This is a genomic window from Pseudoalteromonas aurantia, assembly GCF_005886875.1.
GTDB lineage: Bacteria > Pseudomonadota > Gammaproteobacteria > Enterobacterales > Alteromonadaceae > Pseudoalteromonas > Pseudoalteromonas aurantia_A.
Genome location: NZ_PNBY01000060.1, coordinates 1 through 10,509 on the forward strand (window position 1 = coordinate 1; position 10,509 = coordinate 10,509).

The 10,509-nt window shown below is 40.0% G+C and carries 6 protein-coding genes and 9 tRNA genes; 2 read left to right on the top strand and 13 right to left on the bottom strand.

What is annotated here, in order from left to right; all coding sequences use genetic code 11:
• Window positions 1–1,334: 1,334 nt before the first annotated feature.
• The 13 genes from CWC18_RS12715 to CWC18_RS12775 form a co-directional block, all read right to left on the bottom strand.
• Window positions 1,335–1,421: transfer RNA gene (locus tag CWC18_RS12715), tRNA-Leu, on the bottom strand.
• A gap of 37 nt (window positions 1,422–1,458) precedes the next feature.
• Window positions 1,459–1,532 (bottom strand) — tRNA-Cys (locus CWC18_RS12720).
• 15 nt (window positions 1,533–1,547) lie between these two features.
• Window positions 1,548–1,623: transfer RNA gene (locus CWC18_RS12725), tRNA-Gly, on the bottom strand.
• 65 nt (window positions 1,624–1,688) lie between these two features.
• Window positions 1,689–1,764, bottom strand: a tRNA-Gly gene (locus CWC18_RS12730).
• A gap of 7 nt (window positions 1,765–1,771) precedes the next feature.
• Window positions 1,772–1,858: transfer RNA gene (locus tag CWC18_RS12735), tRNA-Leu, on the bottom strand.
• A gap of 24 nt (window positions 1,859–1,882) precedes the next feature.
• Window positions 1,883–1,958 (bottom strand) — tRNA-Gly (locus CWC18_RS12740).
• Between the two features lie 53 nt (window positions 1,959–2,011).
• Window positions 2,012–2,098: transfer RNA gene (locus tag CWC18_RS12745), tRNA-Leu, on the bottom strand.
• A gap of 34 nt (window positions 2,099–2,132) precedes the next feature.
• Window positions 2,133–2,206: transfer RNA gene (locus CWC18_RS12750), tRNA-Cys, on the bottom strand.
• 15 nt (window positions 2,207–2,221) lie between these two features.
• Window positions 2,222–2,297, bottom strand: a tRNA-Gly gene (locus tag CWC18_RS12755).
• A 139-nt stretch (window positions 2,298–2,436) separates the two neighbouring features.
• Window positions 2,437–2,982: a CDP-diacylglycerol--glycerol-3-phosphate 3-phosphatidyltransferase gene (pgsA, locus tag CWC18_RS12760; RefSeq protein ID WP_138592616.1), complete on the bottom strand. Its 546-nt coding sequence runs from the start codon at window positions 2,980–2,982 to the stop codon at window positions 2,437–2,439.
• Between the two features lie 41 nt (window positions 2,983–3,023).
• Window positions 3,024–4,847: an excinuclease ABC subunit UvrC gene (gene uvrC, locus CWC18_RS12765; protein ID WP_138592617.1), complete on the bottom strand. Its 1,824-nt coding sequence runs from the start codon at window positions 4,845–4,847 to the stop codon at window positions 3,024–3,026.
• Between the two features lie 12 nt (window positions 4,848–4,859).
• Complete coding sequence (uvrY, locus tag CWC18_RS12770) at window positions 4,860–5,510, bottom strand: UvrY/SirA/GacA family response regulator transcription factor (RefSeq protein ID WP_138592618.1); 651 nt, start codon at window positions 5,508–5,510, stop codon at window positions 4,860–4,862.
• 176 nt (window positions 5,511–5,686) lie between these two features.
• Window positions 5,687–6,832: a dicarboxylate/amino acid:cation symporter gene (locus CWC18_RS12775; RefSeq protein WP_138592619.1), complete on the bottom strand. Its 1,146-nt coding sequence runs from the start codon at window positions 6,830–6,832 to the stop codon at window positions 5,687–5,689.
• 227 nt (window positions 6,833–7,059) lie between these two features.
• Here CWC18_RS12775 and CWC18_RS12780 point away from each other — a divergent pair, with 227 nt between their 5' ends.
• Window positions 7,060–9,357 (top strand): carbohydrate binding family 9 domain-containing protein, encoded by a 2,298-nt coding sequence (locus CWC18_RS12780; RefSeq protein ID WP_249348150.1) that lies wholly within the window; start codon window positions 7,060–7,062, stop codon window positions 9,355–9,357.
• 134 nt (window positions 9,358–9,491) lie between these two features.
• Window positions 9,492–10,460 (top strand): cysteine synthase A, encoded by a 969-nt coding sequence (cysK, locus tag CWC18_RS12785; protein WP_138675389.1) that lies wholly within the window; start codon window positions 9,492–9,494, stop codon window positions 10,458–10,460.
• Window positions 10,461–10,509: the final 49 nt, after the last annotated feature.

Consider the following 10,509-nt stretch of genomic DNA (forward strand, 5'->3'; position numbering starts at 1 on the left):
GAAAGTGTTTCGTGCTCATTGAATTCTGATTTTGATTTCTTTCGAAATCGAATTGACTGTGCTGAAACAAGTAAACTTGTTTCCGTTGGTCACTCAGTTTCTCCGAAGAGAAAATCAATTGAGACTCTAAATTTTTTTGCGTTGCCTCAATCTAAGAAAGAAGGTTCGCTGTTAGAACTCAATCTGTACGAGTGCCCACACAGATGATTGCTTCATATTTTTAAAGAACGTTGCGATGATTAAGCGCTTTGCTTTATCTCGCTAGGGCTGCGCATGTTACGCTTTCCTATTTTTTTGTCAACACTTGATTTAAAAAATTTTTTAAAACTAAGTTTTACTTAACGCTGACTCGTTTTGCTTTGCTAAGTGAGCATAGTGCTCCGTGTCAGTGGGGTCGCATTATAGGGAGTTCCTTTTTTTGATCAAGCCTTTTTTAATGAAAATATTCATTAATGTTCATCTTTAGAAACATACAGATATACACACCAAAAACCCACAAGTTACCCACAAAAACCTGTGGATAACTTATGGTAATCACAGAACACTGATTGGGTCCTATTATAATCTCCATCCTTAATAGAGGCATACTCGAAGAGCTAAGCTTGAAAACAAGATGCCGACTACTTTTATTTAGGTCAAAATACTGATAGGTACCTAAAGCAATAACTAAAAAATTTAAACTTGATTTGATCACTCACAACATAAGCGCTCATAACTGACAAATACATATAGACATATCAGAGAACATACTTATATATCGGAGATAGAACCTTAGAACCTGTCGAGTTAAAGGCGTTATTAATCATCAAACATATCGACTAGCTGATAAAACACATCTGAATTGACAATAGAATATGGGAGAATCTTAAACCTAGAATTAAAACATCACCCGCAACCAACGCTTAATTGGAAAAACACCCCACCCCTAGTTTAAAAAATAGAGGTAACTTTAAAATAATTGAGCAATTGATTATGTCGAATCTTATATAACAATCTTAAGGCTATTTTCATTATAAAGTATGTCATGTAGGAACTAACTTGATTGAAAAATTTGGTTCTACTTGTACTTCACCATAGTCATAAACATTAGGAAGCAAGAATTTGCTAATAAGAGCTTTACTGTTCTTGTGAGTGTGAAAACGTGCTTTTGAAGAGGAAGGAAGTTATTCAGCCAATCTTGAACATTTGCGTACTAGTATTGCAAAAAGCCAAGATCAAGCTTTGTTTTGACGATATTAATCGTTCAACACATTAACCGTTAAAATTAATTGAAGTTTAGTGACAATATAATTAGATATTTATTTTGATGATGTAAAAATGATGCTTTTATAGAATGGTGCCCGGGGCCGGACTTGAACCGGCACGTCCTTACGAACGAGGGATTTTAAATCCCTTGTGTCTACCAATTCCACCACCCGGGCATCGGGTTTGCTTTCGCATGTGGAGTATAACTAATAATGGAGGCGGAACCCGGAGTTGAACCGAGGTAGACGGATTTGCAATCCGCTGCATAGCCACTCTGCCATTCCGCCATATTTGTTAAAGTTTGGAGCGAGTAACGAGGCTCGAACTCGTGACCTCGACCTTGGCAAGGTCGCGCTCTACCAGCTGAGCTACACTCGCATAAAAATGCGTATTTAACTTAAACGTTAAATGATATCATCGCAAACTTTAATATCTAATTTGATTGGAGCGAGTAACGAGGCTCGAACTCGTGACCTCGACCTTGGCAAGGTCGCGCTCTACCAACTGAGCTATACTCGCAATCAAATGGTGCCCGGGGCCGGACTTGAACCGGCACGTCCTTACGAACGAGGGATTTTAAATCCCTTGTGTCTACCAATTCCACCACCCGGGCATCGGGCTGCGTAAGCATTTAGATTGGAGCGAGTAACGAGGCTCGAACTCGTGACCTCGACCTTGGCAAGGTCGCGCTCTACCAACTGAGCTATACTCGCAATCTAAATTTAGTGAATTAACACTAATCAAAATGAGAAGCCTCATTCTGAAATGGTGCCCGGGGCCGGACTTGAACCGGCACGTCCTTACGAACGAGGGATTTTAAATCCCTTGTGTCTACCAATTCCACCACCCGGGCATCGGGTTGCTTTCGCATGTGGAGTGTTGAGATGTGGAGGCGGAACCCGGAGTTGAACCGAGGTAGACGGATTTGCAATCCGCTGCATAGCCACTCTGCCATTCCGCCAAACATAATCAAAATTGGAGCGAGTAACGAGGCTCGAACTCGTGACCTCGACCTTGGCAAGGTCGCGCTCTACCAACTGAGCTATACTCGCCTTTTGATTTAAAGGACTCACTGCCCTCTCAACACGGACGCATTCTACAGAAGTTATGATATGCGTCAATAAAAAAAATGAATGTTTTTAATCGTTTGCTTATTTTTTATCTAAAGCGCTCTAATTATAAACATTTTACTTAAGATTTAGTCAATTCTGACTTTGCTGCATATAGATAAGAAAGCATTGAAGTTACTGTTAATAGTGTTGCAATCGCTAATAGTGCATAACTTAATGTGATCATCCATGGCGCATACTGCCAAATTAGTCCCATGATGGCTAACATTTGTGCAGCCGTTTTTATCTTACCCATATTTGATACCGCAACATTGCTTCTTTTGCCTTGTTCAGCCATCCATTCCCTTAATGCTGATATCACAATTTCCCTACTAATAATAATAACCGTTGCAATGGTCACAAATACGTTTTGATAGAATGTAGCCAACATAACTAAAGCGACACTTACCATAACTTTATCAGCAACAGGATCTAAGAACGCGCCAAATGGTGTTGATTGCTGAAGTTTACGCGCTAAATACCCATCAAGAATATCTGTTACCGCCGCTAACCAAAATATAAAAGCGGCGGCAAAGAAAGCCCACGAATAGGGTAAATAAAATAAAACTGCGAATACAGGGATTAATAACAACCTAAACGTTGTCAGTGTGTTTGGAATATTCCACATAACTACTTAGTGAGATCTTTTTTGTATGTTCGCATGAATGGTCAAGCTTTGTCATGCAAATGGTTAAATATCTTCTCAGCCGTTTGCGGGCTGATCCCAGGAACTTGCTTTAATTGATGGATATTAGCAGCTTTCACCCCTTGCATACCACCTAGGTATTTAAGTAAGGCTTGTCTACGCTTTTGACCTACTCCTTCTATCTCTTCTAATAACGATTGTGTACGCTGTTTCTGACGCTTATTTCTGTGCCCGGCAATGGCGAAACGATGTGACTCGTCTCTGATATGTTGAATAAGATGCAACGCGGGCGAATCAGATGCAATATTTACGGTACGCCTTCCACCATCAATCAGTAAAGTTTCAAGGCCAGGCTTACGCCCTTCGCCCTTTGCCACACCAATTAATAGTGGCATTTTATCAAGTGTCCAGCGCTCAAAAAATGCCTCAGCCCTTCCTAGCTGCCCTTTTCCCCCATCTATAAAAATGACATCGGGGACTTTTTCTTCATCTTTTAATTTTCCGTAACGTTTATTTAAAGCGAAACTCATAGCCGCATAATCATCACCAGGCGTAATACCTTCAACGTTAAAACGTCTATATTCTTTATTATTTGGTCCTTGTCCATCAAATACAACACAAGATGCAACAGTGTTCTCTCCCATGGTGTGACTTATATCAAAACATTCCATTCTTTTTATGTCGCTCAACTGTAATGCTTCTTTTAATAAAGCATACCGCTTATTGATAGAGTCTTGAGCACTTTGTTTCACTGCAATGCTATTTGCTGCATTTTTGTTTGCTAAAGCCAAATACTGTGCGCGCTCACCTCGTAGCTGTGATTTCAATTGCACCTTTCGCTCAGCCACTTCCCCAAGCGCAAGTGCTAAATCTTCTTGTTCTTGCAGAGCCATGGGTAAAATAACCTCTTTGGCTATGCGACTAGTGCCACCACTGCCCAAATAATATTGCCCAATAAACGCAGTTAAAATTTCATCTGCTTTCGAATCTTTAGGTACTTTAGGGAAATACGTCTTGGTGCCCAGTATTTTGTGATCTCGGATCATAAGCATATGAACAGCACTTAAGCCATTTTGCTGTACAAAACCAATGACATCCATTTCTGCAAAGTTTCCGGCAACGGACTGCTGCTCTTGCATTTGCCTAAGTAATGCAATTTGGTCTCGTACTTTAGCCGCAAGCTCAAAATCGAGTACAGCACTGGCCTTTTCCATTCGCTCAACTAACTTTGCAATCACTTGTTGTGATTTACCACTTAAGAACTGTCGTACCATATCAACTTGCTCTGTATAGTCGTCATCAGAGACTTTACCCACGCAAGGTGCCGCACATCGTTTAAGCTGATGTTGTAAACAAGGCCTGCTACGCGCTCTATAATAAGCGTCTTCACATTGGCGAACTGGAAATATCTTTTGCATTAACCGTAAACTTTCAGATACCGCAGCACTGCTTGGGAATGGCCCAAAATACTCCCCCTTATATTTACGACTGCCTCGATGAAACGCCAGGCGGGGGTGCTTATGACCACTCAACAAAATATACGGATACGACTTATCATCGCGCAACAATATATTGTAGCGAGGTTGGTATTTCTTTATCAGGTTGTTTTCAAGCAGAAGCGCTTCGGTCTCAGTATTGGTCAATGTAACTTCAATACTATCGATATTACTTACTAATACTCGAGTTTTACTGTCTGGTATGTTAACTCGAAAGTAACTAGAAACGCGTTTTTTGAGGCTTTTAGCTTTGCCGACATAAATAACCTGATGTTCGCTATCGTACATGCGATATACACCAGGTTCTGTCGACAAAGTTTTTAAAAATGCTTTGTGATCAAATGACGTCATTTAAACAAAAAATCAATGGGTGGTATCAATGTCTATCATTTTATGCCTAATCGCCAAATGTGTCAGCTCAACATCACCGCCCACATTTAACTTTTCAAACATACGATAGCGATAGCTGTTCACTGTCTTTGAACTTAAATTTAAACGTTCGGCTATATCCTGCGCTTTTTCGCCTTTAGTGATCATAAGCATGATTTGTAGCTCGCGCTCCGACAATGCTTGAAAAGGATTTTCATCATTACGGCCGCTGAACTGAGCTAGCGCGATCTGCTGTGCAATTTCGGGGGCAATATATCTCTGCCCTGCATTCACAGCACGAATGGCATTTATCATTTCATCAGGGCCAGCACCCTTTGTTAGATAACCATGAGCACCAATCTGCATCACTTTACTGGGAAACGGATCCTCGCAGTGTACGGTTAAAACGATCACTTTAACATCAGGACAGTAACGGCAAATCTTTTTTGTCGCTTCAAGTCCTCCAATACCTGGCATGTTCATATCCATTAAAACGATGTCTGGCTCACTTTGACGGCAATATGCCACGGCCTCTTCACCCGTTTTAGCTTCACCAACCACTTTAAAGCCACGTACGTCATCTAATATACGTTTGATACCTGTTCTTACAAGTTCATGATCATCAACTAAAAGTACGTTAATCAATGGCTGATCCTCTTAACTAATTCTTGGTAATTACACATTTAAAATGCAACTGCTTGAGAGTACCACATAAATTTACAAACCATACTAAACAAAATTACATCTGAGGATAAAAATACTAAAAACAAATAAAAAAGACTGAGCTTTACCACTCAGTCTCCATTATTGACACTCTTAAGTTAAGATTTATCTGAGAATCGATTAACCCAAAGAGCTATAACCCCATCACCCGTAACATTACAGGCTGTACCAAAACTGTCTTGTGCTAAGTACAACGCAATCATAAGTGCCACAGCGGCTTCATTGAATCCTAGCATAGAAGTCAATAAACCCAACGCTGACATCACGGCACCACCCGGTGCACCCGGTGCTGCAATCATTACAACCCCCAGCATAAAAATAAACGGTAACATTGATAGTAATGGTGGCACATTCATTTCGGGCGATAATAACATCACCGCCATCGCACAAGTCACAATCGTAATTGTCGATCCCGATAGATGGATAGTGGCACATAATGGTACAGAAAAATTGACGACTTCATCCTTTACGCCATTCGCTTTACTTGCCTTAAGCGAAACAGGAATAGTTGCTGCACTAGACATAGTACCGATAGCAGTAAAATAAGCAGGCAACATATTTTTTAGCAATTCTAATGGGCTGCGCTTAAGTAATATGCCACTTACAATGTATAAAACACTCAACCATACCCAATGCATAACTAATGCTGCAACCAACACAATACCAAAGGTGCTAAGCGTATCAGCTACCGTGCCAGCCTTTGCCATTTCAGCGAATACGCCAGCAATATAAAATGGTAAAGCTGGTATGATTACCTTTGCCAATAAAACATCAATAATATCGCGCCCTTGATCTGTAACATCTTTTAATGTGGGTAAATTCAATTGACTGATACCAATGCCGAATATAAAAGCCGTTGCTAAAGCGGTCATTACACCCATAAGAGGCGGTATTTCAATATCTATCAGACTTTCAATATTTGTTGCCTCAGCAGCTTGAAAAGTCATTGCCCCATCGAAGAATGGAATAAATGCATTCACAACTAATACCGCAAGAGTACCCGCAATCACCGTTGAGCCATATGCGAAACCCACTGTTTTACCAAGTAAATGACCAGACCCTTTTGGTAGCCCTGCAATACCCGATGCGATGAAAAACAAAATAATCAGCGGGATAGTAAAACTAATCAACTGCCCAATAATGACCTTTACTGTGTACAAAAGCTCAACTAATACCATAGGAAGATAAAAGCCGGCTAAGATCCCGCCAACAATACCTGCAATAAGCTTTAAAATTAACGACATAATACTTCTCAATTTAAAACGATGCGCTTTTTTACCATGTTTTTAACAAAAAATGTTAAAAAATCGGTGACCAACAAGATCCATCTAAACTTATTAAACTGCGCTTTACCGCGTACTAATTGTTAAGTAAATCGAAATACCTTTTAATGCACGTCAACTTATGTGTAAAACCTATATCAAAAATGATAAAAAATACTCTTTTCACATTTTCTTTGCTCATACCATTTGTGGGACATAGTACAGAAATATCCAGTCCACTTCCTTACATTGAGCAATCCGCAAAAATTGATGGTGAACTCACGGAACAGGCATGGGAACGCGCCAAAAAAATAACCATAAATAACGTCACATGGCCGCATGAAAATAGTCCTAGCCCAGTCGAAACTACTGCCTATGTTTATGAAAATGGCAGGTCTTTATTTATTGGCTTTGAGGCTTCTGATCCTAACCCTTCAAAAATTCGCGCATTTTTTAGAGATAGAGATCGAGCTTGGGATGACGATCTAGTTGGCATCAAAATAGACTCTTTTAATAATAATCGTTCTGCCTATCAATTCTTCATTAACCCCTTGGGAGTTCAGCAAGATTCGATTGAAAATGAATTAACCAAAAGCGAAAGCACATCGTGGGATGGAATATGGGACAGTGCCGGGAAAATTCACGATAGCGGATATACAGTAGAAGTAGAAATCCCATTACGAGTCTTAAATTTCGATGATAATACAGACGTAAAAACCATGGCTATGGAGTTTTTACGATTCTACCCACGGAATGAACGTTTAAGACTATCGAGTATGCAACTTACTCATGCCAATAATTGCTGGATCTGCCAAATGCCTCTTTACTCTGGCTTTAAAAAAGCCAAGCAAGGCAATAATGTCGCAATAATCCCCTCTCTTGTGCTCAACAGGTCGGAAACCAGAGACATCGACGGCTCAGATATCAACGACTGGGAAAGTAACAATAACACCGAGCCCAGTTTAGATGTTAAATGGGCCATAACACCAGATATGACCCTTAATGCCACACTCAACCCAGACTTCTCTCAGGTTGAAGCTGACACAGGACAATTAAGTGTAAACAACAGTTTTAGTCTATTCTTCCCGGAAAAACGTGCTTTTTTCTTGGATAATACTGACTACTTTTCTTCTTACACTAACCTTATTCACACTCGTAACGTTGCTGCACCAGACTACGGGATCAAATTTACCAGCAATAAACAAAGCCACACATTTGCTGCCTTTGTTGCTAACGATGAACATTTAAACGTCATGATCCCTGGAAACTTAGGCTCTCGAATTGTTACTTTAGAACAAAAAAGCGATAACGCTGCACTGCGATATCGATACGACTTTGGTAATACGCTCTCCATTGGGACAACGACAACGCTAAGGCAAAGCGATGATTATAGTAATCAGCTTGTCAGTATAGATAGTAAATATCAGCCAACGTCACATGATACGTTAAAGCTCCAATTATTTGCTTCAGACACCGAATACTCCCAACCTTTTATCGATGAGTTATGCGACGGAGAAAATGGGGATTGTAACTCTCAGTCTAAAAAACCGTGCGAACAATTTAAAGACTGTGACTTCGATGAAAGTACATTACGAGTGCTTAACAGTGATGACACAACAGGTATTGGGTACCTTATCAATTACGAACACAACCAAAAATATTGGCGCATGTTCGGAAGTTATCGAAATCACGGTGCAGGATTAAGATCTGACTTAGGGTTTATGTCACAAGTGGACTATAACAAATTTGTTACCGGGCTTGAGTATCGATGGTATGGCACAAAAGAGAGTTGGTGGAATAGAGCTAAGTGGTACACCGATTGGGATATAACCCACAATGAAGAAGGCGAGTTACTAGAAAAAGAAGTACAAACCAACTTTGCGGTGAATGGCCCGCTACAAAGCACATTTGATGTTGGAATTGAACATAGAAAGCGCACGGGCCTTCGACATGATCAGGCGCGCCTCAATATCAACGGCAATACAGATCGCTTTACAGAGAATAGAGTATGGACCTATATGGAATTCAAGCCTCTTTCTGGTGTATTTGCGAGTTTAAACTTGAGAACCGGCAACAAACTTGATTTAAGTAATAACCGATTAGGAAAGGAGTACTTTGCACGGCCTGTTATTAATGTCAATTTAGGTAAACATTTTGAGGTTCGTTTACGCCACACCTATGAGCAGCTTGAAGCACAAAGCTCAAACGTTTATACCGCGAATTTAACTGACATGCGCCTTACCTATCAATTTAACATTAATAGCTACTTAAGACTGGCCGTGATCCGTACCGACATAGATCGTAACCTCAGCAATTATATCGACCCTGATGTCAACGCCACCTATAAAGGGTTAAGTTCTCAACTTTTATATAGTTATAAAATTAACCCGCAGACTGTATTTTTTGCCGGCTATTCAGACAATGGGTATCAAGATGATGACCTAGAAAAAATAATTAAAGACAATAAAACTTTCTTTGCAAAGTTTAGTTACGCATGGTTAATGTAGGAATAACAAAAGATTTTTTATTTCTTTTGGCTATAAGCAATTTTAATATATCTTATAGCCATTCTTTACTTCTTTTTTCATTAAAGCCAAGTAAAGTGTGACATTAAGCAAACCTAAGTACTTAAGGGAACACAATGTCTAAAATTTTCGCTGATAACAGCCAAGCGATTGGTCAAACACCAATCGTCAAACTTAATCGTGTTACAAGTGGTAACGTATATGCCAAAGTAGAAGCACGTAACCCAAGCTTTAGCGTTAAGTGCCGTATTGGCTCATCGATGATTTGGGAAGCAGAAGAATCAGGTTTATTAACTGAAGGTAAAGAAATCATTGAGCCGACTTCAGGTAATACGGGTATTGCACTGGCATTTGTTGCAGCAGCTCGCGGTTATAAGTTAACTTTAACAATGCCAAATACAATGAGCTTAGAGCGTCGTAAATTGCTTAAAGCACTCGGTGCAAACTTAGTACTTACTGAAGGTGCTAAGGGTATGAAAGGCGCTATTGATAAAGCCAATGAAATTTTAGCAAGCGACCCTAGTAAGTTTGTTTTGCTACAACAATTCGAAAATCCAGCGAACCCTAAAATTCACTTCGAAACAACCGGCCCTGAAATTTTTGAAACAATGGATAGTAAAGTAGACTTTTTCGTTGCTGGTGTAGGTACTGGTGGGACAATCTCTGGTACAACCCGTTACTTGAAAAAAGAAAAAGGATTAGATGTTAAAGCAATCGCTGTTGAACCTATAGACTCTCCAGTGATCACACAAACATTAGCTGGTGAAGAAGTTAAGCCAGGGCCTCATAAAATTCAAGGGATCGGTGCTGGATTCATTCCTGGTAACCTCGATTTAGAACTTATTGACGGGACAGAACTTGTTTCAAATGAAGATGCGATCGCGATGGCGCACCAACTTATGAAACATGAAGGTATCTTAGTGGGTATTTCATCTGGCGCTGCTGTTGTTGCAGCAAAGCGCTTAGCTGAAAAGCCAGAAAATGCAGATAAAAACATTGTTGTTATTTTACCAAGTGCAACAGAGCGCTATTTATCTAGCCCAATGTTTGCTGATGAGTTCTCTGAACAAGAACTTGTACAATAATTTTATTGTTTAATAAAAAACCGGCATTTTGCCTAATGCCGATCAGATA